Source organism: Xanthomonas sp. LMG 12461, from assembly GCF_009192935.1.
GTDB classification, from domain to species: Bacteria; Pseudomonadota; Gammaproteobacteria; order Xanthomonadales; family Xanthomonadaceae; genus Xanthomonas_A; species Xanthomonas_A sontii.
In genome coordinates this window covers 95,085-117,783 of the sequence record NZ_NQYT01000061.1, presented here as the reverse complement: position 1 = coordinate 117,783, position 22,699 = coordinate 95,085, and the positions used below count along the sequence as shown (strand labels likewise).

22 protein-coding genes are annotated in these 22,699 nt (G+C 69.9%); 9 read left to right on the top strand and 13 right to left on the bottom strand.

Going from position 1 to position 22,699, the window contains the following annotated elements:
- Positions 1 to 48 precede the first annotated feature (48 nt).
- The 3 genes from rdgB to rph are packed head-to-tail and all read right to left on the bottom strand — an operon-like array spanning position 49 to position 1,768.
- Positions 49 to 660, bottom strand: coding sequence for an RdgB/HAM1 family non-canonical purine NTP pyrophosphatase (rdgB, locus tag CEK68_RS16165; RefSeq protein ID WP_152239995.1), 612 nt, complete (start codon positions 658 to 660; stop codon positions 49 to 51).
- A complete protein-coding gene (locus CEK68_RS16160; protein WP_017915364.1) occupies positions 657 to 1,046 on the bottom strand; it encodes a VOC family protein in 390 nt (129 codons plus the stop codon). Before CEK68_RS16160 ends, rdgB begins: the two co-directional genes overlap by 4 nt.
- Positions 1,043 to 1,768, bottom strand: coding sequence for a ribonuclease PH (gene rph / locus CEK68_RS16155; RefSeq protein WP_017907632.1), 726 nt, complete (start codon positions 1,766 to 1,768; stop codon positions 1,043 to 1,045). Before rph ends, CEK68_RS16160 begins: the two co-directional genes overlap by 4 nt.
- Positions 1,769 to 1,875: 107 nt before the next feature.
- On the opposite strand from rph, the gene CEK68_RS16150 reads away from it, so the two are divergent.
- Positions 1,876 to 2,736: a YicC/YloC family endoribonuclease gene (locus CEK68_RS16150; RefSeq protein ID WP_043094881.1), complete on the top strand. Its 861-nt coding sequence runs from the start codon at positions 1,876 to 1,878 to the stop codon at positions 2,734 to 2,736.
- A gap of 39 nt (positions 2,737 to 2,775) precedes the next feature.
- Here the strand turns inward: CEK68_RS16150 and CEK68_RS16145 are convergent, their stop codons facing one another.
- The 10 genes from CEK68_RS16145 to CEK68_RS16100 all read right to left on the bottom strand — a co-directional run bounded on the left by CEK68_RS16145 (position 2,776) and on the right by CEK68_RS16100 (position 13,168).
- Positions 2,776 to 3,507: an energy transducer TonB gene (locus tag CEK68_RS16145; RefSeq protein WP_152239994.1), complete on the bottom strand. Its 732-nt coding sequence runs from the start codon at positions 3,505 to 3,507 to the stop codon at positions 2,776 to 2,778.
- Positions 3,504 to 3,929 carry a biopolymer transporter ExbD gene (locus CEK68_RS16140; protein WP_148829637.1) on the bottom strand — a complete coding sequence of 142 codons (426 nt, stop codon included), beginning with the start codon at positions 3,927 to 3,929 and terminating at the stop codon, positions 3,504 to 3,506. The genes CEK68_RS16145 and CEK68_RS16140 overlap by 4 nt, the downstream gene beginning before the upstream one ends.
- 8 nt (positions 3,930 to 3,937) lie before the next feature.
- Positions 3,938 to 4,615 carry a tonB-system energizer ExbB gene (gene exbB, locus CEK68_RS16135; protein WP_152240013.1) on the bottom strand — a complete coding sequence of 226 codons (678 nt, stop codon included), beginning with the start codon at positions 4,613 to 4,615 and terminating at the stop codon, positions 3,938 to 3,940.
- Between the two features lie 109 nt (positions 4,616 to 4,724).
- Positions 4,725 to 5,111 carry a YbaN family protein gene (locus CEK68_RS16130; RefSeq protein WP_226977916.1) on the bottom strand — a complete coding sequence of 129 codons (387 nt, stop codon included), beginning with the start codon at positions 5,109 to 5,111 and terminating at the stop codon, positions 4,725 to 4,727.
- A gap of 25 nt (positions 5,112 to 5,136) precedes the next feature.
- The gene (locus tag CEK68_RS16125) at positions 5,137 to 5,763 is read right to left on the bottom strand and encodes a biliverdin-producing heme oxygenase (RefSeq protein ID WP_152239993.1); all 627 of its coding nucleotides are present in this window, start codon (positions 5,761 to 5,763) and stop codon (positions 5,137 to 5,139) included.
- Positions 5,760 to 7,172, bottom strand: a complete 1,413-nt coding sequence (locus CEK68_RS16120) for a surface lipoprotein assembly modifier (RefSeq protein ID WP_152239992.1) — start codon at positions 7,170 to 7,172, stop codon at positions 5,760 to 5,762. The genes CEK68_RS16125 and CEK68_RS16120 overlap by 4 nt, the downstream gene beginning before the upstream one ends.
- Before the next feature lie 189 nt (positions 7,173 to 7,361).
- Positions 7,362 to 8,123: a Slam-dependent surface lipoprotein gene (locus CEK68_RS16115; protein ID WP_017907247.1), complete on the bottom strand. Its 762-nt coding sequence runs from the start codon at positions 8,121 to 8,123 to the stop codon at positions 7,362 to 7,364.
- Between the two features lie 85 nt (positions 8,124 to 8,208).
- Entirely contained in the window at positions 8,209 to 11,322 is a 3,114-nt protein-coding gene (locus CEK68_RS16110) for a TonB-dependent receptor (RefSeq protein WP_152239991.1), read from the bottom strand.
- A 126-nt stretch (positions 11,323 to 11,448) separates the two neighbouring features.
- Positions 11,449 to 12,519: a FecR domain-containing protein gene (locus CEK68_RS16105; protein WP_152239990.1), complete on the bottom strand. Its 1,071-nt coding sequence runs from the start codon at positions 12,517 to 12,519 to the stop codon at positions 11,449 to 11,451.
- A gap of 103 nt (positions 12,520 to 12,622) precedes the next feature.
- Entirely contained in the window at positions 12,623 to 13,168 is a 546-nt protein-coding gene (locus CEK68_RS16100) for a sigma-70 family RNA polymerase sigma factor (RefSeq protein ID WP_226977915.1), read from the bottom strand.
- Positions 13,169 to 13,445: 277 nt separating this feature from the next.
- Here CEK68_RS16100 and gmk point away from each other — a divergent pair, with 277 nt between their 5' ends.
- The 8 genes from gmk (at position 13,446) to CEK68_RS16060 (ending at position 22,682) form a co-directional block, all read left to right on the top strand.
- Positions 13,446 to 14,072, top strand: a complete 627-nt coding sequence (gene gmk / locus CEK68_RS16095) for a guanylate kinase (RefSeq protein WP_026143411.1) — start codon at positions 13,446 to 13,448, stop codon at positions 14,070 to 14,072.
- 112 nt (positions 14,073 to 14,184) lie between these two features.
- On the top strand, positions 14,185 to 14,484 hold the full coding sequence (rpoZ, locus tag CEK68_RS16090) for a DNA-directed RNA polymerase subunit omega (RefSeq protein ID WP_010343101.1): 300 nt from the start codon (positions 14,185 to 14,187) through the stop codon (positions 14,482 to 14,484).
- Positions 14,485 to 14,584: 100 nt separating this feature from the next.
- Positions 14,585 to 16,756, top strand: coding sequence for a bifunctional (p)ppGpp synthetase/guanosine-3',5'-bis(diphosphate) 3'-pyrophosphohydrolase (locus CEK68_RS16085; RefSeq protein WP_017909851.1), 2,172 nt, complete (start codon positions 14,585 to 14,587; stop codon positions 16,754 to 16,756).
- Positions 16,757 to 17,063: 307 nt separating this feature from the next.
- The gene (locus tag CEK68_RS16080) at positions 17,064 to 17,447 is read left to right on the top strand and encodes a RidA family protein (protein ID WP_010341827.1); all 384 of its coding nucleotides are present in this window, start codon (positions 17,064 to 17,066) and stop codon (positions 17,445 to 17,447) included.
- Positions 17,448 to 17,456: 9 nt separating this feature from the next.
- Complete coding sequence (gene recG, locus CEK68_RS16075) at positions 17,457 to 19,604, top strand: ATP-dependent DNA helicase RecG (protein ID WP_152239989.1); 2,148 nt, start codon at positions 17,457 to 17,459, stop codon at positions 19,602 to 19,604.
- Positions 19,605 to 19,769: 165 nt separating this feature from the next.
- Positions 19,770 to 20,708 (top strand): nucleoside hydrolase, encoded by a 939-nt coding sequence (locus CEK68_RS16070; RefSeq protein ID WP_152239988.1) that lies wholly within the window; start codon positions 19,770 to 19,772, stop codon positions 20,706 to 20,708.
- 151 nt (positions 20,709 to 20,859) lie between these two features.
- Positions 20,860 to 21,102 (top strand): type B 50S ribosomal protein L31, encoded by a 243-nt coding sequence (locus CEK68_RS16065; protein WP_010341537.1) that lies wholly within the window; start codon positions 20,860 to 20,862, stop codon positions 21,100 to 21,102.
- Positions 21,103 to 21,392: 290 nt separating this feature from the next.
- Entirely contained in the window at positions 21,393 to 22,682 is a 1,290-nt protein-coding gene (locus CEK68_RS16060) for a citrate synthase (RefSeq protein WP_026143410.1), read from the top strand.
- Positions 22,683 to 22,699: the final 17 nt, after the last annotated feature.

Genomic DNA, 22,699 nt, shown 5'->3' with positions numbered 1-22,699 from the left:
GCGCGCGCCGCGGTGTCCTGACTGGCCCGGTGCCTGCGCGCGGCGCGGTCACTCGGCGGGATGCGCCGCAAGATGGTCCGCCAGGCGCTGCTTGAGCTGTTGCAGGGCGAGGGCGCGGTGGCTGATGCGGTTCTTCAGCGCCAGCGGCATTTCGGCGGCGGTCTGGCCGTGGTCCGGATCCAGGAACACCGGGTCGTAGCCATGCCCGCCGGTGCCGGCACGCGCATGCGCGATGCGGCCGCGCCAGCGCCCTTCCACCAGCAGCGGTTGCGGATCCTCGGCATGCCGCAGCAGCACCAGCACGCAGTAGAAATGCGCGCCGCGCTGCGCGTCGGGGACATCGCGCAGCGCGTCCAGCAGCTTGTCGATGTTGGCCTGCGCGTTGCCGTGCTCGCCGGCGTAACGCGCCGAGTACAGCCCCGGCGCGCCATGCAGCGCGTCCACGCAGATGCCGGAGTCGTCGGCCAGCGCCGGCAGGCCGGTGACGCGGGCGGCGTGGCGCGCCTTGAGCAGCGCGTTCTCGACGAAGGTCAGGCCGGTTTCGTCGGCATCGCTGACGCCGAGCGTGGATTGCGCGATCAACTCGACCCCCACGTCGTCGAGTAAGGCGTGCAGTTCTTCGAGCTTGCCGGCGTTGCTGCTGGCCAGGACCAGTTTCATGCGATGGGCTCCAGCAGATCCCAGGTGTTGCCGTACAGATCGCGGAACACCGCGACCGTGGCGTAGGGTTCGTGGCGAGGGACTTCCAGGAATTCCACACCGGCGGCCAGCATCGCCGCATGGTCGCGCTGGAAGTCGTCGGTGTGCAGGAAGAAGCCGACGCGGCCGCCGGTCTGGTCGCCGATGCGGCTGCGCTGCGCGTCGTCGCTGGCGCGCGCCAGCAGCAGCGCCGCGCCACGCGCATCGCCGGGCCCGACCACGACCCAGCGCTTGTGGCCCTGGTCCACGTCCTCCAGCACCTGGAAGCCCAGCTTGCCGGTGTACCAGGCGATGGCCTCGTCGTAGTCGGCCACCACCAGGGTGACTAGGGCCAGGCGCCGGTTCATTGCGCCAGGGCGGCGCGCTGTGCCGCCAGCAGTTCGCCGATGCCGCGCTCGGCCAGGCCGAGCAGCGCGTCCAGTTCGTCGCGGCGGAAGGCGTGGCCCTCGGCGGTGCCCTGCAGCTCGATGAAGCCGCCGCCATCGTTCATCACCACGTTCATGTCGGTGTCGCAGTCGCTGTCCTCGGCGTAGTCCAGGTCCAGCACCGGCATGCCGCGGTACACGCCGACCGAGACCGCGGCGACCGCGCCCAGCACCACCGGCTTCTTCAGGTCGCCGCGCTTCTGCAGCCAGTTCACCGCATCCACCAGCGCCACGTAGGCGCCGGTGATGGCGGCGGTGCGGGTGCCGCCGTCGGCCTGCAGCACGTCGCAGTCCAGGGTGATGGTGCGCTCGCCCAGCGCGGTACGGTCGACGCAGGCGCGCAGCGCGCGGCCGATCAGACGCTGGATCTCCAGCGTGCGTCCGCCCTGCTTGCCGCGCGCGGCTTCGCGATCGGAACGCGAGTGGGTGGCGCGCGGCAGCATGCCGTATTCGGCGGTGACCCAGCCTTCGCCCTTGCCGCGCAGGAAGCCCGGCACGCGGTTCTCGACGCTGGCGTTGCACAGCACGCGGGTGTCGCCGAAGCTGACCAGGACCGAGCCTTCGGCATGGCGGGTGAAGGCGCGTTCGATGCGGACCGGGCGCAACTGATCGGCCGTGCGGCCGCTGGGACGGGAGAAGGACATGCAGGGGTTCCGGGAAGGGCGGGGCCGTGCGCGGCCTGTGACCGCGTCGGTGAGGCAGGAAAGGGCGCTAGGTTAACATTCGCCCCCTGTCCGCACCGGAACACCGCATGATCCGCAGCATGACCGCCTATGCCGGCGCCGAGCGCATCACTCCCTGGGGCACGCTGGGATGCGAGCTGCGCTCGGTCAACCACCGTTTCCTGGAAGTCGGCGTCCGCCTGCCAGAAGAACTGCGCGCGCTGGAGCCGCAACTGCGCGAACGCGTGGCCGCGCGGATCAGCCGCGGCAAGCTCGACCTGATGCTGCGCCTGCGCGCGCCGGAGGCAGCGCAGACCCTGGCGGTGAACGAGGCCCTGGTCGAGCAGTTGGGTGTGCTTGCGCAACGGCTGGGAGTGCGTTTCCCGCAGATGCAGGTGCAGTTCGTCGACCTGCTGCAGCTGCCCGGCGTGCTGCAGGGGCAGACGGCCGATCCGGCGGCGCTGCAGGCGCAGGCGCTGGAACTGCTGGACGAGGTGCTGGCCGAGTTCGTCGCCGCGCGCGAGCGCGAGGGCGGCAAGCTGGCCGCGGCCATCGTCGAGCGCGTCGATGCGGTGGAACGCATCGCCGGCGAGGTGCGCACGCTGATCCCCGCCATCCGCGACGGCCAGCGCGCCAAGCTGGCGGCGCGCCTGGCCGATCTGCCGCATCCGGTCGATCCCGGCCGCGCCGAGCAGGAACTGGTGCTGTGGCTGCAGAAGCTCGATGTGGACGAGGAACTGGACCGGCTCGGCAGCCATATCAAGGAACTGCGCCGCGTCCTGCGCCAGCCCGAACCGGCCGGCCGGCGCCTGGACTTCCTGCTGCAGGAGTTCAACCGCGAGGCCAACACCCTGGGCTCGAAGTCGGTGGACAGCCGCACCTCCAACGCCGCGGTGGAACTGAAGGTGCTGATCGACCAGATCCGCGAGCAGGTGCAGAACCTGGAGTAACCAGCGCGGGTTCGGTCGGCGCGGGTACGACCATCGCGCTCAGCGCAGGAAGAACTCCACCGGCACCACCACCTGCACCGCATCGCCGGACATCTCTGCCGGCGGTGGTGGCAGCGGCTCGGCGCGCCGGACCGTGGCCAGCGCTTCGGCGTCCAGCGTGTCGTGGCCGCTGCTGCGGACCAGGCGCAGGTCGCCGGCATGGCCGCCGTGGTCCACTGCGAAACCCACGTGCGCCACGCCTTCCTGCCTGCGTCGCTGCGCCGCTCGCGGATAGCGTTTGTAGCGTTGCAGGTGGCCCAGCAGTTGCGCCTGCCAGGTCACGCGCGCCTGTGGCGTGGTCCCGGCCAGCGACTGCGGCGCGGCGTAACGCTCCGCAGGTGGCGCGACGATGCCGGGTGGCGCGCTGGCCTGCGCGGCGGCCGACTCCTGCGGCGTGTCCTGTTGCGCGAGCAGCGGCGTTGGCGGCGATTGCGCTTGCGCCGGCACCGGGGCGGTCGGCACGGGGGGCGGCGTTGCGCGCGCCACCTGCGTGCGCACCACGTCGCGGCGCGCGCGTTGCGGCGGGCCGGGCGCCAGGTCGGTGGGCACGGCCGGCGGCGCGACCGGCGCCGGTGCCAGGTCCAGCAGCAGCGCCGGTGCCGACGCGGAGGGCGGCGGCACCGGCATGCGCGAGGGCCAGGCCAGCAACACGGCCAGCACCAGCGCATGCGCCGCCAGCACCAGGCCCAGGCTGAGCAGCCAGCGGCGCAGCGCCGGCGGGTGCACGTTCATCGCGCCGGCGACTCCACCGCGACAAGGGCGATCTTCAGATAGCCCGCCGCGCGCAGCGCGTCCAGCGTGCCCATCAGGTCGGCGTAGGCCACGCGGCGGTCGGCGCGCAGCAAGATGCGGCGGTCGCGGTCGCCGCCGCTGCGTCGGTCCAGCGCCGGCCGCAGCGCCTGCGCGGCGATCGGCTGCTCGTCCAGGCGCAGGCTCAGGTCCGCGCCCAGGGTCAGAAGAATCGGGTCGCGGTCGGGCGCGCCGGCCGCGGCGCCGCTGGCCGGCAGCTCGACCGGCACCTCCACCGTCGCCAGTGGTGCGGCGATCATGAACACGATCAGCAGCACCAGCATCACGTCGATCAACGGCGTCACGTTGATCGCGTGCTGTTCTTCGAGGGTGTCGTCGTCGTCGCGTGCGGTGCGGATCGCCATGGCCGGCCTCATCGCGTGGCGGCGGCGTCGGCCGCTGCCGGCGCCTCGGCGTGGAGGCGGTCCAGGTCGCGCGACACCAGTTGCTGCACACCGGCCGACAGATCGCCCAGGCGCTGGCGCAGCCCGCCCAGGCGCCGCGCGAGGTGGTTGTAGAACATCACTGCCGGAATCGCCGCGACCAGGCCCAGCGCCGTCGCCAGCAGCGCTTCGGCGATGCCTGGCGCCACCACCGCCAGGGTAGTGGTATTGGCGCGGGCGATGCCGACGAAGCTGCGCATGATGCCCCACACCGTGCCGAACAGGCCGACGAACGGTGCGGTGGCGCCGATGCTGGCAAGCAGCCCGATGCCCTGGCGCCACTGTCGCGCGTGGTCCAGTTCCACCCGCTCCAGGCGCGAAGCCAGCCGTTCCTTGATCCCGGCCGCGTCGCGCAGGCCGCTGGACTGCTGCAGTTCAGCGCGCGCTTCCTGCAGCAGCGCGCGGGCGGCAGGCGTGTCCAAGGCCGGCTGCGCCTCGGTCTCGCGCAGCCGCTGCGAACCCCGCAGCGCCGCGCGCGCGGCCTGCAGCGCCGCGCCGGCGCGCGCCAGTTCCCGGTGCTTGGCCAGGAGCACCGTCCACGTCGCGACCGAAGCGACGACCAGGCCGATCATCACCGCCTGCACCACCAGGTCGGCATGCAGGAACATCTGCCAGGCGCTGAGGTCGGCTGGACGCGGTGCGATGGGGGAGATGGGGGCGATAGCGGTCATGGGCTGGGAGGCGGCGTGGTAGGAGGGCGGCGCGGCGGGACGGTATTCAGCGCGGTGGTGGCGCGTCGCGCGGCGCAGGGCGGGTCAGCACGAAGGCGGCGCTGGCGGCGATCAGCGCGCCGACGCCGAGCGCCAGCGTCGCGCCGGGATGCGCGCCGCAGCAGAACAGCAGATAGCCCAGCGCCATGCCGCTGGCGGCGAGCCACTTGCCGCGGCGCGTGATGGCGCCCTGCTCGCGCCACAGGCGCAGCGTCGCGCCGTAGCGCGGATGCGCCAGCAGCCAGGCGTCCAGCCGCGGCGAGGAGCGCGAAAAACAGTACGCTGCCAGGATCAGGAAAATGGTGGTCGGCATCACCGGCAGCACGGCGCCGATCAGGCCCAATGCCAGCATCAGCAGGCCCAGGCCGCACCACAGCGCGCGGCTCAGGTGCACGGTCGCCTCCACGGCGGCATCGGCCTCATCGCGGCGTCGCCGGCAGGTGCAGGTCCACGTACGCCTGCACCTGCGCGAACGCGCTGCGCGCGGCGGCGATCACCGCCTGTTCCTGCCCGGCATCGAGCGCCAGGCGGTCGAGCGCGGCGACGAACTGGCGCCAGTGCTGCGCGCGCCCGTCCTCGTGCCCGGCCAGATGGCGCGCGCCGAACTGCGCGTGCAGGCCCAGTTTCGCCGCCAGCCTGGCCAGGATCGCCGCACCCAGGTTGGAGCCTTCGGCCACGTACAGCCAGCCCAGCGCAGCGACCTGGGTGGGGTGGCCGGCGCTGCCGGGCGCGGTAGTGTGGTCGGCGGGAAGCGCAACGCCCAGGTCGTGCAGGTCGGCCACGAGCGCTGGCAGACGCCGGCGCTGCGCCAGGTCCGGCACCACGCTGGCCAGCACCGGGTTGGCGTAGATGCGCTCCATGTCGCAATGGAACCGGTATTGCACCTGCAGGAAGCGCGCGTAGTTGTCGCGCGAGGCGAACGGTTGCGCGGCCATGATGCGCCGGTCCAGCCGGGTATGCGCCTGCGCGGTGGCGGCCTTCAGGCGCTGCGCGCGGCTCGGCGCGGGGGAGGGGGCGATAACGGGTGGCGACGGCGTGTGCGTCACAGGGCGCGCTCCAGTTTCAGGTTGATGGTGTTGCGCTCGTAGCCGTACAGCCAGTCGACGTTGCTGCGCACGCGGTTGTGGCGCAGCGTCAGCAGCGGCACGAAGCCGCCGGCCGCCAGGCGCGGCGCGCGCAGCACCAGGGTGTAGGTGCGCTCGGCATCGTGGCGGCGTGCGCGCAGGACCGCGCTGTAGGCGCCGTAGTCGCGCAGCCGGTAGGAGGCGAACACGGTGGCGTCGATGCCTCCCGGCCATTGCCGCGAACCGCCCAGGCGGACGCCGCGCTGCAGGTACGCCTCGGTGTCCTGCACGGCGGCAGTGTCGCTGGCGTCGACCCCGGCGAACACGGTCCAGCGCGCATCCAGGCTGCGGAAATAGGTGGCCGAGGCGCTGCGCATGATCGCGTCGTAGTTGGCGGCGTAAGCGCGGCGGCGGTAGCGCATGTCCTTCCAGTCGCCTTCCAGCTTGACCAGCGACCGCGGCGACAGGCTCCAACTCCATTCCGCATGCACGCCCCAGGCGCCATACAGCGCCTGGTTGCCCAGCGCGTAGTAATCGAACGAGGGCGCCAGCGCCAGGCTGTGGCGGCCGCTGCGATAGCTGTAACCGGCCTGGGTCAGCGCGGTGAGTTCGTTGTAGGCGCCGTTGTCGCGATAGCTCTGGCCGAACAGCAGCGTGCGCAGGTACAGCCCATGGTGACCGCGCAGCGGCAGGCGCCGTTCGGCGCTGGCATCGTAGTCGGCGCCGAAGGCGACGATCGCCGTGGGCGTGCTGCGGCTGAAGTAGCAGCGCCCTTCCAGCGGCAGCAGGCAGATGGAACTGGCCGAGGTGCGATTGACGTTGTCGCTCCAGGCCGGTCCCAGCGCGAAGGTGCCGTTCCAGTCGCGCCGGTTGGCCAAGGCCTGGCGGAAGCCGGCGATGGTGTTGCGCACGCCCTCGGTCCTGGGATCGCCAGCGTCGATCGAGGCGGCAATGGCTGCGAACGCCTGTTCGGCCTCGCGGTCCTGCTGGTCCTCGAACAGCACCCGCGCCAGTTCCAGACGCCCGGGCAGGAAGTCCGGCTGCAACGTCAGCAGCGCGCGGTACTCCCGCTCGGCGTCGCCGTAGCGGCCGCGGTTGCGCGCCACCGCGCCCTGCGCGTAATGCACCAGCAGCGGGTCGCGCTCGGGCAGGGTCAGGTATTCGGCGAGGAACCGCTGCACGGCCGGCCATTGTTTGTTCTGAAGCGACAGGTACAGCGCGCGGCCGACGTCGTTGGCGGTCGGCGCGACGACGTAGGACATGCCGTCGACGACGATGCTCGGTCGCTCGCCGGTGGCCGGCTCCTGCACCAGCGCGCGTTCGCGTTCGAGCGCCTGGCCCTGGTCGCGCTGTTCGAGCAGGCGTCGGGTATCGTCCTGCGCCTGCGCCATCGCGCACGGCGCGGCCGCCAGCCACGCGAGGCAGGCCGTCAGTGCGACAAGCGTGCGTGCGCGCCGTCGGCGCGCGGAAGAAATGCAAGGCATCGAGCAACCGGTGCGAAAGCGGAGCAGGACTGGCATGGTCGTGGCTGGTCCTGCCCGGGTACGGATCGAAAGGCGCGGACGTGCCGCGCAGACGGATTACTGCTTGGCGCCGCCGAAGGCGGTGTCGTACTTCACCCCGGCAAAGTCGGCGATGCCGGCCAGCGCGGCCTGGTTGGCGTAGAACTGGCCGGACACCGCGCCGTTGGCCGCGACCACGCTGCCGGACTGGCGGGCGATGGCGTTGCTGCCGGAGATGCTGGCGTTGCTGTTGATGCTGGCCGTGCCGATGTTGACCGCGAAGCCGGCGTTGTTCTGGATCGAGCCGGTCAGGCGGCCGGTGCCGAAGTTGGCGGTGAAGGTGCCGGTCAACTGGTTGCCGGCGCTGTAGTCGTTGATGCCGACCATGCTGTAGGTGGCGGTGCCGGCGCTGGGCACGCTGCTGTCCGGCTTGTCGCCGACGAAGTACACCGTGTGCGTGTTCAGGCCATCGGCGTTGTCCTTGCGCGAGTACCACTCGCCGAACCACACGTCCTGGCTGCCGACCTGGGAGAAGGCGAACACGCCGAGGTTGTCGTGGCTGCTCGGTGCGCCGCTGTACGGGAAGTTCAGCACCTTGACCGAGCCGACGCCGCCGTACATCGAGAGCCCCTTGAAGTCCACCGGCTTGTCCAGGCCGGTCGAGTTCACCGCGATGCCGGCCTGGCCGGCACGGTGCGGGCCGCCGTTGACGGTGGATTCGCCGACCTTGACGTAGCTTTCGTTGCTCGACTTGCCCAGGAACGGGGCTGCGTGCGCGCTGCCCAGTACGCTGGCGATGGCCAGGCCCAGCAGTGCGGCGTGAGGACGTTTCATGTTCATGCGATGGATCCTTCTGGTTGGTTTGGAACGAGGAAGGACGTCCGTGTCCGGTTCGAATCACACTCCTTGAACGGCGTGCGGGAGATCAGAATCTCCCGGTCATGCTGAGTTTCAGCGTGCGTCCGGGGGCGGCCACCGTGGAGCGGGTGGCCGGGTCGACGTAGTAGCGATCGGTGAGGTTGGTCGCGCCCAGTTCGATGCTCAGGTTCTTGCGCAGCGCATAGCGGGCGTAGGCGTCCAGCAGCAGCGTGGTGCCCCAGGAGAACGGCACGTTGAAGGTGTAGACCAGGCGGCCGTCGCCGCCTTGCACGGAGTTCTCGCGGAACCATTCCAGATCCGGATTGCGATACTGCCGGTAGTAGGTCAGGCGGCTGCCCAGCTCCAGGCGCCGCTGCAACAGGCGCGTGCCCAGCGACCAACTCGCCGACAGCTTCGGCGTGCTCTGGGTGAGCAGGTAGCCGCCGACGAAGCCGTAGTCCACGCAGGTCGGCACGATCCGGCCGCTGCCGATGACATAGCCGTTGTTGCTGGACAGCAGCGCTGCCGTGGTCTCGTCGCAGACTTCGTTCTTCAGCGTGTAGTTAACCCCCAGATCGGTGAACAGGCGGCCGTCGTCGTAGCGGCCCTGCAGCTCCAGGCCGCGGATGGTCTGCTTGTCGATGTTGTCGAACTTGAACTGCGCGTCGCGTTCGATCACGTCGCGGGTCTTGCTGGCGTAGTAGGCCAGCTTGACGTCGGCGGTGGTGTCCGCGCCGAGCAGCGCGCCCAGGTCTTGGACGTAGGCCAGTTCCCAGGTGTGGGCGTGTTCGGGTTTCAGGTCCCAGGGATTGAGCGAGGCGGAGAACGCAACCGTGCTCTCGAACATGCTCGGGAAGCGCAAGGTCTCGCTGTAGCGCAGATACGCCCTGCTGACATCGCTGAAATCCAGCGTCGCCGAGAAGAACGGCATCCAGCCGTGGTCCTTGCGGCGGCGCGCCCTGGCGTCGCCAGTGCTGACGACGGGGCTGGCCAGGCACGTCTGCCCGAGTGTGCCGGGCAGCGCATCCAGCGATCCGTTTAGGCAGGCATTGCCGGCCTTGGTGTAGCGGCCATGCGCATCGGCCTGCCATGGCGCCTTGTGCTGCACGTCGTACTGGGTCGGCACGTTCTGCAGCAGGTCGGCGGCGATGGCGTCGTACTCCTCCTGGGTGATGATCTCCAGGTCCAGCAGTTCGCGATTGCCGGCAAGCTGGTCGGCGATCAACGCCTCGCGCTCGGCCTGGGTGTAGGTCTGGGTGGTGCGATAGCTGATCTCGTAGCCGTCGACCAGCGACTGTCGCAGTTGCCCGGCGTGCGCGGCCAGGAAGTCGTCGAACGCCCAGTACGTGGCGTAGCGCGCGCCGGCGCTCAGCGCCAGCCGCTCGAGCGGCCGCCATTCCACGTTGAAGTAGGCCTGCCGTTCCTGGCGCCGGCCCGCGCGCGGATACATGCGCCAGCCATCGCTGACGCCGAAATAGGCGTCGTCCGAGCGCAGGCGCTCGTGCTGCACGCTGCCGCCGACGCTCAGATCGAGGCCATCGGCCAGGCGGACGCGGTTGCTCGCGGTGAGCCCGGTGCGGTCGTTGCGCGCATTGGCCAGGGCCGTGTTCCTGAGCAGCGGGTTGTCAGGCCCTTGCGCATAGTTGGGGAAGCCGCCGGCGGTGTAGGTGGCGCTGGCGGTGTCGGTGCGCCACAGCGTGGCGTCGAGGTCGAGCCAGCGGCTGTCGGCCGGGTGCCAGGTGTAGCGCAGGTTCCAGGCCTGCGCATCGACCCGGCTCAGCGGCCACTGGATCGCAGCGCGGTTCGCCGATTCGATGATCCGCGAAGGCATCACCTCGCCGTAGTGCGAGAGGCTGTCGCGATAGCCCAGTTGCAGCGCCTGCGCCTCGCTTGGCCGCCAGCCGAGCTTGAACAGCCACGATTCCATCTGGCTGGAGGTATTGGCGACCTCGTCGCCGGGCCGCCAGTAGTTGGCCATCGACAGGATGTAGTCGTCGGCGGAGGAGCCGCGCGAGCGGCTGTAGTAGCCGGCGCCGTGCCTGCCGGCATAGTAGTTGCCGCGGTCGCGATAGGCGTAGGCGGCGAACAGGTCCACGGAGTCGGCGGGGCGCCAGCCCAGCGCCAGACGGTAGGCGAGGTCCTCTCCGGAGAACACGTTGTCGCCGCCACCGCCATGGCGCGGCTGCACCTGCAGGGTGCGATCCTCGTAGGGTGCGTTCGGCGCGTTCTGCGGGAAGCCGGTCACCGTGCGGTAGTCCTGGCCGGTGTGCAGCCGCGGCAGCCGCGGCGCCACCGCGTTGCTGCTGCCTTCCACACGCACTTCGCCGCCGATGCGCTGACCGGTCTCGAGCACGTCGTCCACGTCCAGGGTGTCGATCACCATCGCGCCACCGATACCGGTGGCGACGTTGCGGGTCAGCGACGGTCCCTTGAGGATCTGGATGCCGCCGATCAGCAGCGGATCGATGTAGTTGCGATTGCTGGCGCCGTTGTATCCGCGCCACACGGTCAGCGCCTGCTCGGTACCGTCGATGCTCACCGGCACCCGGCCCGGCCCCTGGATGCCGCGGATGTTGAGATCCAGCGCGCCGCTGTTGCGCGCATCGCCGCTGAACACGCCGGCGACGCCGTTGACCAGATCAGACGGCGTGGCGCCCTTGTAGCGTTCCACCTCGGTGCGACCGATGTACGCGCTGGACAGGTCCAGGTCGTACACCGCGTCGCGGCCGCGCTGGTCGCGAACGTCGCCGCCGGCGCTGCGGTCGTCGCCGGCCACGCGCAGCGTATCGGTGACGATCGCCCCGGCGGGTGCCGCGGCGCGCTCCAGCGTCATCGCCCGAGTGCCGGTGCGCCGTGCGACCAGGCCGCTGCCCTGCAGCAGGCGTTGCAGCGCCTGTTCGGCGCTGTAGTCGCCTTTCACCGCGGGGGCGTTCGCTCCATCTGCGATCTGGCCGGCGTACAGCACCTGCAGGCCGGTCTGCGCGGAGAGTTTCAGCAACGCCTGCGGCAGCGGCTGCGCCTCCAGATCGATCGCATGGCGGACCGACGCCGCCGTGCTGCCGGGCGCGCGCGGCACCTGGGCCAGGGCTCCGGCGCTGAGCAACATCAGGGTGAGGGTACTGCTGAGCAGGGCGAGACGCGGCGCGGGACGGGGGCGGGCGGTGGAGCGGTGGATGGGCATACGGTCGCTGGGCAGGAAGATGTTTAATGAGAACGAAACGCATTACGTTCTTTCCTGCTTAGACGGGCTCGTCCCGGCCGATCCCCCAGCCGCGACGGCCTGGTCTTGTCCTCTGCCCGGTCTTGTTTATCTCGAGTTCATGTTCTGTGCGCCGGCGGCAGTGGCCGCCTCCCGCGTACGTCGGTGCACGAGGGTGACCACTCCCAGGTCGAGCGCCTCCAGGTTGAGGCTGTCGAGCAAGGTACGCAGCGCGCGCTCGGGGTCGGCGACGTCCAGCGATCCGGAGACCGGCAATGCGCGCAGGCGCGCATCGCGCACCAGGACGCGGTCGTGTCGGTAGCGCGAGAGCTCTTCCAGCACCTGCGCCAGCGGCGTGGCGTCGAACAGCAGTTGCCTGCGTTGCCAGGCGCCGACCGCCAGCGGGTCGAGCGGCGCGAGCCGATGCACCCGGTCGCCGCTCAGGCGCGCGCGCTGGCCGGCGCGCAGCACGGCAGTGCTGCCGCCGTCCGGCGCGCGCACGGCGACACGGCCGTCGATCACGGCGACCTCGGCGGTGCGACCCTGCAGGCGCACATCGAAACGCGTGCCGAGCACCCGGGCGCTGCCGCCGGCGCTGTCGACCACGAACGGACGCCGTGGATCGTGCGTCACCTGCAGCAACGCTTCGCCGCGCAACAGCTGGACCGAGCGCAGGTGTGCCTGCATGTCCACGGCGATGGCGCTATCGGTGTTGAGCGTGACCACGCTGCCGTCGCGCAGATGCACGATGCGCACCTCGCCGACCCGGGTGAAGGCATCGCTGCGCAGTCGGTCCAGGCCGCCCCCGCCAATCCAGGCGCTGCCGCCGATCGCCAGCGCCAGCGTGGCGGCCGCGGCGTAGACCGGCCGCCGGGTTCGCCGCCGCCGCAGGGGGGATGCCGGCGCGCGCGGCGCGACGGCAGCGGCAGAGACGGGCGGGGCGAGGTCGATGCCCAGTTCGTCGCCGATGGCCGCGGCTGGGGCGTGCAGCACGCCGAGCAGCGCGCGTGCCTCGGCCATCGCCTGCGCATGCAGCGCCGGCGCCAGCGCCAGCCACGCGGCATGGGCGCGCCAGGTGGCGTCATCGGCATCCGGGTCCAGGCGCAAGGTCCAGTGCACCGCCTGTTCGAACACGCTGTCATCGAGCAGGCTGTCATCGGGTGAGTGAGGGGCGGTCATCGGTTGCCTATCCGTCAAGGAATGGGTCGGGCATCAGCGCAGACGGATGCCGGGCTATGTACGGGACGACGGGTCGACAGCGCCGGTTCCCCCGGCGGTGCCGTCAAATCTCGCGGCCGGCCTCGCGCAAGCGGCGTCGGCAATGGGTCACGGCCACGGCGATGTGTTTTTCGACCGTGCGCGGGGAGATGTCCAGATGCGCTGCGATCTGCGCGGTGCTCATGTTGCGGCCGCGGAACAGCACGAAGACGCGCCGTGCCTGCGGCGGCAGGTCGCGGATCGCCTGCAGCAGCACGGCGTACTCCTGCCGGCTCAGCGCGCTCTGGTAGGGCGAGGGCGCCGGACTGGGCACCTCGTGGCTGGTGTCGTTGGCGGCAAGGAAGCGGCTGCGCGATGCGGTCACGCGGCCGTGGTCGTTGGCGACGTTATCGATCACCGTGCGCAGGTAGCGTCCCGGGTCGCGCACAGCCTCGGCGCCCCCGGTGCCGGTGCCGGCGCCGCGCGTGGCCAGGCGGATCCAGGCATCGTGCACCAGATCGCCGGCCGCCCCCGCGTACTTGCGCGCGGCGTAGCGCTGCAGCTCCTCGTACTGGCGTTCCAGCGCCTCCACCAGCGGTGCAGGGCCGGGCGGGGGAGAGGAAAGGGGCATGGCATCCATCCCGGAAACCGTGTGGAAGACCGGCAGTCTAGTGCGGGTGATAGTCATTCTCAATTGCGGCGATATTGTGCCGCCTGTCGGCGCCGGCGCGCGCAGCGCGCCGGCCGAGACCGGTCGCCCTTGGAAATCGCTTGTGCATCATGCGCTTGCCGCCCCGTTGCGGAGGCGGCCGGCGCGCCAGTGTCAGGTGCGACATGCGCGCCGGCTTGCGGTCGCGGCTGGGACTGGTATCGTGCGCCGCCCGACCGTCGACGCCGAGACCCGAGCGATGCGTGGCACTCTCTACATCGTGGCGGCCCCCTCCGGCGCCGGCAAGAGCAGCATCGTCAACGCCACCCTGGCGCGCGATCCGCAGATCGCGCTGTCGATCTCGTTCACCTCGCGCGCGCCGCGGCCGGGCGAACGCCATGCCGAGCACTACCATTTCGTCTCCGCCGACGCGTTCCAGGGCATGATCGATGCGGGCGACTTCTTCGAGTACGCCCGCGTGCACGGCGACTGGAAAGGCACCGCGCGGCAGTCGGTGGAGCCGCAGCTGGCCGCCGGCCACGACGTGCTGCTGGAGATCGACTGGCAGGGCGCGCGCCAGGTGCGGGCCAAGGTGCCGGATGCGGTCAGCGTGTTCATCCTGCCGCCGTCGCGCGAGGCCCTGGAGCAGCGCATGCGCAAGCGCGGCCAGGACAGCGAGGCGGTGATCGCGCAGCGGCTGGCCGCCGCGCGCGAGGAGATGTCGCACTACGCCGACTTCGACTACGTGATCGTCAACGAGCATTTCGACACCGCGGTGGACGAGATGTGCGCGATCTTCGTCGCCAGCCGCCTGCGCCGGCCGCAGCAGCAGCAGCGCCATGCCGCGCTGATCGACACCCTCCTGCAGGAACAGCCAACTGGCTGATTCCAAAGGGAACTGAATGGGGTGGGGTTGATCTCGGGCGGTTGCCGCCCTACAATCCCCGCCCTTTCCCTCATTCGAACGCGTGGCCGCCGCCGGCCCGCCGGGAGCCCGCATGGCCCGCATCACCGTAGAAGATTGCCTGGAAGTCGTTAACAACCGTTTCGAACTGGTCATGATGGCGTCCAAGCGCGCCCGCCAGCTCGCCAACGGCGTGCAGGCCACCCTCGACAACACCGAGTCGGCCGACAAGCCGACCGTGCTGGCGCTGCGCGAGATCGCCGCGCGCAAGATCGACAACGCGCTGATCGACGAGGTCGAGAAGGCCGAGCGCGAGCGCGCCGAGCGCGAAGCCCTGGAATGGGCCGCGGCCGAAGTGGTGGCCGACGAGGACATGTCCAAGAACGACGACTGATCGCGTCCCGCGTCGCGATCGTCCTGCGAACAGCCCGCATCCGCGGGCTGTTTCGTTTTGCGGGTTTGCCGTCCACGCGCCGCTGGCATAGTCTTTCCGCATGAACCCAGGCCCTTCTGCCCAGGTCGCCCACGCCGCGCCATCGTCGGCCGACGAGGCGGTCCCCGACTACGTCCTGCAGCTCGAACGCAGCGCCAGCTATCTGCCGCCCGAGCAGATCCCGCTGCTGCGCCGCGCCTGGGAGGTCGGTGCGGCCGCGCACGCGGGGCAGACCCGCAAGTCCGGCGAGCCCTACATCACCCATCCGGTGGCAGTGGCCGGGGTGCTGGCCGAGCTGGGCCTGGACGTGGAAGCGCTGATCGCGGCGATCCTGCACGACACCATCGAAGACACGCCGCTGACCCGCGCCGAGCTGGCCGCCGAGTTCGGCGAGGCGGTGGCGGAACTGGTCGACGGCGTCACCAAGCTGGACAAGCTCAAGTTCCGCGACCGCCAGGAAGCGGCCGCCGAGAGCTTCCGCAAGATGCTGCTGGCGATGTCGCGCGACCTGCGCGTGATCATGATCAAGCTCGCCGACCGCCTGCACAACATGCGCACGCTGGGCGCGCAGAGCGCCGAGGCGCGCAGCCGCATCGCCCGCGAGACCCTGGAGATCTACGCGCCGATCGCCCAGCGCCTGGGCATGAGCCTGATGAAGTCCGAGCTGCAGAACCTCGGCTTCCGCGCGCTGCATCCGTGGCGCCACGCGATCATCGAAAAGCACATCCGCAGCCAGCCGGTGGTGCGCCGCGAGTCGATGGCGCAGGTGGAAGTGCAGTTGTCGCAGCGTCTGGCCAAGGAAGGGCTGGAGCACCGGCTGGTGAGCCGGATCAAGACCCCGTGGAGCATCTACAACAAGATGCGCGACGAGAACAAATCCTTCGACCAGGTGATGGACGTGTTCGGCTTCCGCCTGGTGGTGCGCGGCGTGCCCGACTGCTACCACGCCCTCGGCGCGGTGCATGCCACCTTCAAGCCGCTGGACGCCCGCTTCCGCGACTTCATCGCCATTCCCAAGGCCAACGGCTACCAGTCGCTGCACACGGTGCTGTTCGGGCCTTACGGCTCGCCGATCGAGGTGCAGATCCGCACCGAGGAAATGGACCTGATCGCCGAACGCGGCGTCGCCGCGCACTGGACCTACAAGTTCGGTGGCGACTCGCCCAACAGCGCGCAGAGCCGCGCGCATGCGTGGATCGTCGAGCTGATCGAATCGCAGCGCGCCGCCGGCTCGTCGCTGGAGTTCCTGGACAACGTCAAGGTCGACCTGTTCCCGGACGAGGTCTACCTGTTCACGCCCAAGGGCAAGATCCTGGCGCTGCCGCGCAATTCCACCGCGCTGGACTTCGCCTATGCGGTGCACACCGACGTCGGCAACCGCGCGGTGGCCTCGCGCGTGGACAAGAAGCTGGTGCCGCTGCGCACCAAGCTGGTCAGCGGACAGACGGTGGAAGTGATCACCGCGCGCTCGGCCACGCCCAAGCCGCAGTGGCTGGAGTTCGTGGTCAGCAGCAAGGCGCGCACCGCGATCCGCCACCAGCTCAAGCAGCTCGAACACGAGGACGCGGTGCAGCTCGGCCATCGCATGCTCGATCGCGCGCTAGAGGCGATGGACAGCTCGCTGGAGCGGCTGCCCAAGGGGCGCCTGGATTCGTTCCTCAGCGAGCACCGCTACCCGCGCCTGGAGGCGCTGCTGGCCGACGTGGCGCTGGGCAACTGGATGCCCAACCAGGCCGCGCAGGCGCTGATGGCGTATGCCGAACTGCGCGGCGGCGGGCACTCCAAGCACTCGCAGGAAAAGATCCTGATCAACGGCACCGAGCGCGGCGTGGTCAGCTTCGCCAATTGCTGCCAGCCGATTCCCGGCGACGAGATCATGGGCTACCACACCGCCGGCAAGGGCATCGTGGTGCATCGTCTGGACTGTCCGAACCTGGCCGAACTGCGCAAGTCGCCCGAGCGCTGGGTGCCGATCGGCTGGGATACCAGCGTCATCGGCGACTACGACACCGCGCTGGTGGTGGACGTGGAGAACCGCACCGGCGTGCTCGCGCAACTGGCGGCGGCGATCGCGCAGAGCCAGTCCAACATCGAGCGCGTCGACTACCTGGACCGTGACTTCAACGCCGCGGTGCTGCGCTTCAACATCCAGGTGCGCGACCGCAACCACCTGGCCGAGGTGATGCGCCGGCTGCGGCGCTTGAATGCGGTGCAGAGCGTGCGCCGCCAGTAGGCGGTGCCGGGCGGAATGGGTCGGGAGTTCTTGTGGGAGGGACTTCAGTCCCGACGCGTGATGGTGTCGGGCGGCTTTCTGCTTCCCTCGTCGCGGCTGAAGCCGCTCCCACAAGGAATGGGTAGGGGCTTCGTGCCAGTGCCCGTGATCGGGCATCGTCCGCGCCGCCTGCCAACGCGGCTGCATGACAGTCGACGCCTGCGAAAAACGCTTGGTCGCGATCCTGTCACGGTCATGCTCCCAAATCCCCAATCCCCAACCACGCACGCCAGCTAAACTAGGCGGACATTCTTCCAACGGAGTCGCCATGTCCCGCCAGATCATCCATACCGACCGTGCACCGGCCGCGATCGGCCCGTATTCGCAGGCCGTGCGCGCCGGCAACACCGTGTACTTCTCCGGGCAGATCCCGCTGGATCCGGCCACCGGCGAGATCGTCGCCGGCGACATCGCCGCGCAGGCGCGCCGCGCGTTCGACAACCTGCAGGCGGTGGCCGAGGCGGCCGGCGGCTCGCTGGACCGCATCGTGCGCCTGGGGCTGTACCTCACCGACCTGGCGCAGTTCGCGCAGGTCAACGCGGTCATGCAGGACTACTTCCAGGCGCCGTTCCCCGCGCGCTCCACCATCGAAGTCTCGGCGCTGCCCAAGGGCGCGGGCTTCGAAGTGGACGCGGTGATGGTGCTGGACTGATCCCCCGCCGTGCCGCGCGTGCAGGTTCCGGCGCCGGCGCTGTCGGCGGCAGGCGAGGCGCCGCTGACCACGCTGCCCGGCGTCGGTCCCAAGCTGGCGGAGAAATTCGCCGCGCGCGGCCTGTCCACTCTGCAGGACCTGTGGCTGCACCTGCCGCTGCGCTATGAGGACCGCACCCGCCTGACCACGGTGGCGGCGCTGCAGCCGGGCGTGCCCGCCCAGATCGAGGGGCGGGTGCAGGCGGTGGATCGCGGCTTCCGCTACCGGCCGATGCTGCGCGTGGCGGTCGCCGACGAGTCGCGTGGCACCCTGGTGCTGCGCTTTTTCCAGTTCCGTGCCGCGCAGGCGGCGCAGTTCGCGGTCGGCGCGCGCTTGCGCGCCTTCGGCACGCCCAAGCCGGGCCAGCACGGGCTGGAGTTCGTGCATCCCAGCTACCAGTTCCTCGGCGAGGGCGACGATGCGGCGCTGGGCGATCGCCTGGATCCGGTGTACCCGGCGGTGGAGGGTGTCGGCCCGGCGACCGTGCGCCGGCTGATCGGCCAGGCGCTGGACCGGCTGCCGGAGGAGGCGGCACTGGAACTGCTGCCGGCGTCGCTGCTGAGCGAACTTGGCCTGCCGTCGCTGCGCAGTGCGTTGCTGGTCGCGCACCGGCCGCCGCCGCAGGCCGACCTGGCCGCGCTCGCCGCCGGCCTGCATCCGGCGCAGCAGCGCCTGGCGCTGGAGGAACTGCTCGCGCATCACCTGAGCCTGCGCCGCCAGCGCATCGCCATGCAGTGCCAGCCGGCGCCGTCGCTGCGCGGCCGCGGGCTGCTGGCCAAGCGCCTGCAGCAGTCGCTGCCGTTCCAACTGACCGGCGCACAGCAACGCGTGTTCGCGCAGATCCGCACCGACCTGGAGCGGCCGGCGCCGATGCTGCGGCTGGTGCAGGGCGACGTCGGCAGCGGCAAGACCGTGGTCGCCGCGCTGGCGGCGATGCTGGCGGTGGACAAGCGCAAGCAGGCGGCGCTGGCCGCGCCCACCGAACTGCTTGCCGAACAGCATCTGGCCAACCTGCGCGGCTGGCTGGAGCCTCTGGGCGTGCGCGTGGCCTGGCTGGCCGGCAAGGTCACCGGAAAGGCGCGCAGCGCGACCCTGGCGCAGATCGCCTCGGGCGAGGCGCAGGTGGTGGTCGGCACGCACGCGCTGATGCAGGAGGCGGTGCGCTTCCACGACCTGGCCCTGGCCATCGTCGACGAGCAGCACCGCTTCGGCGTGCACCAGCGCCTGGCGCTGCGCGACAAGGGCGCTTCCGGCGCAGGCGTGCCGCATCAACTGGTGATGACCGCCACGCCGATCCCGCGCACCCTGGCGATGGCCGCCTATGCCGATCTGGACGTCTCCTCGATCGACGAACTGCCGCCGGGGCGCACGCCGGTGCAGACCATCGTGCTCAACGCCGAGCGCCGTCCCGAGCTGGTGCAGCGCATCCGTGTGGCCTGCGCCGAAGGCCGCCAGGCCTACTGGGTCTGCACCCTGATCGAAGAGGCCGAGGACAACGAGAAATCCGCGCTGGGTGGTGCCGGCAACCGGCTCGAGGCCAGCGCCGCGCAGGCCACCTTCGAAGCGTTGTCGGCGCAGTTGCCGGAACTGCGCGTGGGCCTGGTCCACGGACGCATGAAGCCGGCGGAGAAGCAGGCGGCGATGCGCGCGTTCAAGCAGGGCGAGATCGACCTGCTGGTCGCCACCACCGTCATCGAGGTCGGCGTGGACGTGCCCAACGCCTCGCTGATGATCATCGAGAACGCCGAGCGCCTGGGCCTGGCGCAGCTGCACCAGTTGCGCGGGCGGGTCGGGCGCGGCGCGGCGGCGTCGAGCTGCGTGCTCATGTACCAGGCGCCGCTGTCGGCGATGGCGCGGCAGCGCCTGGAAACCATGCGCCAGACCAACGACGGCTTCGTCATCGCCGAGAAGGATCTGGAACTGCGCGGTCCCGGCGAACTGCTCGGCACCCGCCAGACCGGCCTGGCCGCGTTCCGCGTGGCCGACCTGGCCCGCGACGCCGGCCTGCTGCCGCGCGTGCACGCGCTGGCCGACCGGCTGCTGGAGGAAGCGCCGGTCCTGGCCGACCGCATCGTCGCGCGCTGGGTCGGTGGGGCGGTGCGGTTCGCCGGGGCGTGAGAGGCCGGGATTCGGCATTGGGGATGACCAGTCATTCGGCTGTTGAAAGCGGGGATTCGTAAAGCGACCGGCCCGGCTGCCCCCGCGAATCCCCACTCCCCACTCCTTCCCATGCCTGCGCCGCAGTGCCAGACTCGGCGGCCGAATGGACGAGCGAAGCGACGCATGAGCGACAAGATTCCCCTGTTGATCGATACCGACCCCGGCGTGGACGATGCGCTGGCGCTGCTGATGGCCTTCGCCGATCCGCGCCACGAGGTGGTCGGGCTGACCATCGCCGCCGGCAACGTCGGGCTGCGCCACACCGTGCGCAATGCGCTGAAGCTGTGCGAGGTGGCCGGGCGCGAGGATGTGCCGGTGTTCGCCGGCTGCGCCGATCCGCTGCTGCACCCGTCGGTGGACGCCGGGCACGTGCACGGTCAGGACGGTTTCGGCGACGTCGACCTGCCGCCGGCCGCGCGCGGCGCCGAGGCCGAGCATGCCGCGCTGGCGATCCTGCGCCTGTCGCACCAGTACGCAGGGCGCCTGCTGCTGGTCGCGCTGGGACCGCTGACCAATATCGCGCTGGCGCTGAAGCTGGACCCGACCCTGCCGCAGCGCGTCGGCCGCTTCCTGGTGATGGGCGGGGCGATCACCTGCCACGGCAACATCACCCCGGCCGCCGAGTTCAACATCGCCTTCGACCCGGAAGCCGCGCACATCGTGTTCAAGGCGTTCCCGCACATCGAGGTCGCCGACTGGGAGGCGACCGTGGCGCACGGCCTGCCGCACCGCGAGGTCGAGCAGTGGCTGGCGGTGGATGCGCCCAAGGCGCGCTTCTACGAACTGATCTCGCGCAAGACCCGGCTGTGGTCGGAAGACGCACGCGGCGAGCACTGGTACGCCGCCGACGCGCTGGCGATGGCCTGGGCGCTGCAGCCCGACGGCGCCGAGGAGGTGCAGTCGCGACCGATGCAGATCGAGCTGTCCGGGGTGCATACCCGCGGCGCCACCCTGGTCGACTGGAATCGCCAGCTGGGCCTGCCGGACAACGCGACCATGCTCATCCGCTATGACCACGCCCGCTTCCTGGGCCTGGCCCGCACGGCGGTCGACGCCGGCTGAGCCTGCCGATCCCGCCCGGTTACGGGCGGGACCCCAGTGGTAGAGCAGTCGCGAGCCGTCACCTCACTTGCCACCACGTAAACGTTGCGTGGAGGGCGGCAGGGCTGTTATAGTTTCCCTCTTGTCCAGCAGCCACCTACGGTGCGAGCCCATGAAGGCCGACATCCATCCCCAGTACCGCGACGTCGTGTTCCACGATGTCACCTCCGATTTCAAGATCCTGACCCGTTCGACCATGTCCTCGAAAGAGACGGTCAAGTGGGAGGACGGCGAAGAGTATCCGCTGATCAAGGTCGAAATCTCCTCGGCTTCGCACCCGTTCTACACGGGCAAGCACAAGGTCATCGACACCAGCGGCCGCATCGACAAGTTCCAGAAGCGCTACGCGCGCTGATCGGAACCGTCGAACGGATGTAAAGCGACGGCCGCTTGCGCGGCCGTTTTGCTATCCGCCACATCCTGTCTTCCCGGCGTTGACGCGCCGGTGTCATCCTTCCGTGAAAGTGCGGCGAGGATGCAACGCTGTGTCGCTTTCCTGCCGCCATCGTGCAACGTGGGTGGTGAGCGACGACGCAAATGCTGCTGTGCGATAATGGCGCGATCCGTGGCGATTGCCGTGGACTTCCTTCACGCGTCTGTTCGCAACGTAATCGGACAGGCGCCTTCCATCGAGGAGCGCACACTGTGTCCGATCTTGATCAGGTCACGTTGAACGCCGGCGACAAGTCGGTCGTTCTTCCGGTACTCAAGCCCACCCTGGGCAACGATTGCGTCGACATTTCCAAGTTGACCAAGGAGACCGGTCTCTTCACCTACGACTCGGGCTTCACCGCGACCGCCAGCTGCAAGTCGGCGATCACCTACATCGACGGCGACAACGGCGTGCTGCTGTACCGCGGCTACCCGATCGAGCAGCTGGCCGAGAAGTCCAACTTCCTCGAAGTGGCCTATCTGCTGATGAACGGCGAGCTGCCCACCGCCGACGAATTCAAGAAGTTCGACCACGAAGTGACGCATCACACGATGATGCACGAGTCGCTGAAGAACTTCCTCGGCGGCTTCCGCCACGACGCGCACCCGATGGCGATGATGGCCGGTACCGTGGCCTCGCTGTCGGCGTTCTACCACGACACCCTCGACCTGAACGATCCGGAGCAGCGCCGCCTGGCCGCGATCCGCCTGATCGCCAAGGTGCCGACCATCGCCGCCGCCGCCTACCGCTACTCGATCGGCTGGCCGATTCGTTATCCGCGCAACAACCTCGGCTACGTCGAGCGCTTTCTGCACATGATGTTCGAGGTGCCGAGCGAGCAGTTGCAGATGAACCCGGTCGTGGCCAAGGCCCTGGATCTGCTGTTCATCCTGCACGCCGATCACGAGCAGAACGCCTCGACCTCGACCGTGCGTCTGGTCGGTTCCACCGGCGCCAATCCGTATGCCTCGGTCGCCGCGGGCATCACCGCGCTGTGGGGCCCGGCGCACGGCGGCGCCAACGAAGCCGTGCTGAAGATGCTGGAAGAGATCGGCACCGCCGACAACGTCGAGAGCGCCGTGGCCAAGGCCAAGGACAAGAACTCGAGCTTCCGCCTGATGGGCTTCGGCCACCGCGTGTACAAGAACTTCGACCCGCGCGCGAAGATCATCCGCGAGATGACCCACAAGGTGCTGGGCGAGCTGGGCGTCAACGACCCGCTGTTGGAAGTGGCGCTGAAGCTGGAAGAGGCCGCGCTGAAGGACGACTACTTCGTGCAGCGCAAGCTGTACCCGAACGTCGACTTCTACTCGGGCATCATCTACAAGGCGCTGAACATTCCGGTGGAGATGTTCACCGTGATGTTCGCCATTGCCCGCACCGCTGGCTGGGTCTCGCATTGGCTGGAGCAGCAGGTCGACCCGGAAATGAAGATCGGCCGTCCGCGCCAGATCTACACCGGCTACGACAAGCGCGACTACACCAGCGCCGACAAGCGCTGAGCGATCGCCGTCAAGGC

Coding starts and splice junctions, on each gene's coding strand:
- rdgB (WP_152239995.1), bottom strand. CDS start 660: ATGAAACTGGTCCTGGCCAGCAGCAACGCCGGCAAGCTCGAAGAACTG.
- CEK68_RS16160 (WP_017915364.1), bottom strand. CDS start 1,046: ATGAACCGGCGCCTGGCCCTAGTCACCCTGGTGGTGGCCGACTACGAC.
- rph (WP_017907632.1), bottom strand. CDS start 1,768: ATGTCCTTCTCCCGTCCCAGCGGCCGCACGGCCGATCAGTTGCGCCCG.
- CEK68_RS16150 (WP_043094881.1), top strand. CDS start 1,876: ATGATCCGCAGCATGACCGCCTATGCCGGCGCCGAGCGCATCACTCCC.
- CEK68_RS16145 (WP_152239994.1), bottom strand. CDS start 3,507: ATGAACGTGCACCCGCCGGCGCTGCGCCGCTGGCTGCTCAGCCTGGGC.
- CEK68_RS16140 (WP_148829637.1), bottom strand. CDS start 3,929: ATGGCGATCCGCACCGCACGCGACGACGACGACACCCTCGAAGAACAG.
- exbB (WP_152240013.1), bottom strand. CDS start 4,615: ATGTTCCTGCATGCCGACCTGGTGGTGCAGGCGGTGATGATCGGCCTG.
- CEK68_RS16120 (WP_152239992.1), bottom strand. CDS start 7,172: ATGGCGCAGGCGCAGGACGATACCCGACGCCTGCTCGAACAGCGCGAC.
- CEK68_RS16115 (WP_017907247.1), bottom strand. CDS start 8,123: ATGAACATGAAACGTCCTCACGCCGCACTGCTGGGCCTGGCCATCGCC.
- CEK68_RS16110 (WP_152239991.1), bottom strand. CDS start 11,322: ATGCCCATCCACCGCTCCACCGCCCGCCCCCGTCCCGCGCCGCGTCTC.
- CEK68_RS16105 (WP_152239990.1), bottom strand. CDS start 12,519: ATGACCGCCCCTCACTCACCCGATGACAGCCTGCTCGATGACAGCGTG.
- CEK68_RS16100 (WP_226977915.1), bottom strand. CDS start 13,168: ATGCCCCTTTCCTCTCCCCCGCCCGGCCCTGCACCGCTGGTGGAGGCG.
- gmk (WP_026143411.1), top strand. CDS start 13,446: ATGCGTGGCACTCTCTACATCGTGGCGGCCCCCTCCGGCGCCGGCAAG.
- rpoZ (WP_010343101.1), top strand. CDS start 14,185: ATGGCCCGCATCACCGTAGAAGATTGCCTGGAAGTCGTTAACAACCGT.
- CEK68_RS16085 (WP_017909851.1), top strand. CDS start 14,585: ATGAACCCAGGCCCTTCTGCCCAGGTCGCCCACGCCGCGCCATCGTCG.
- CEK68_RS16080 (WP_010341827.1), top strand. CDS start 17,064: ATGTCCCGCCAGATCATCCATACCGACCGTGCACCGGCCGCGATCGGC.
- CEK68_RS16070 (WP_152239988.1), top strand. CDS start 19,770: ATGAGCGACAAGATTCCCCTGTTGATCGATACCGACCCCGGCGTGGAC.
- CEK68_RS16065 (WP_010341537.1), top strand. CDS start 20,860: ATGAAGGCCGACATCCATCCCCAGTACCGCGACGTCGTGTTCCACGAT.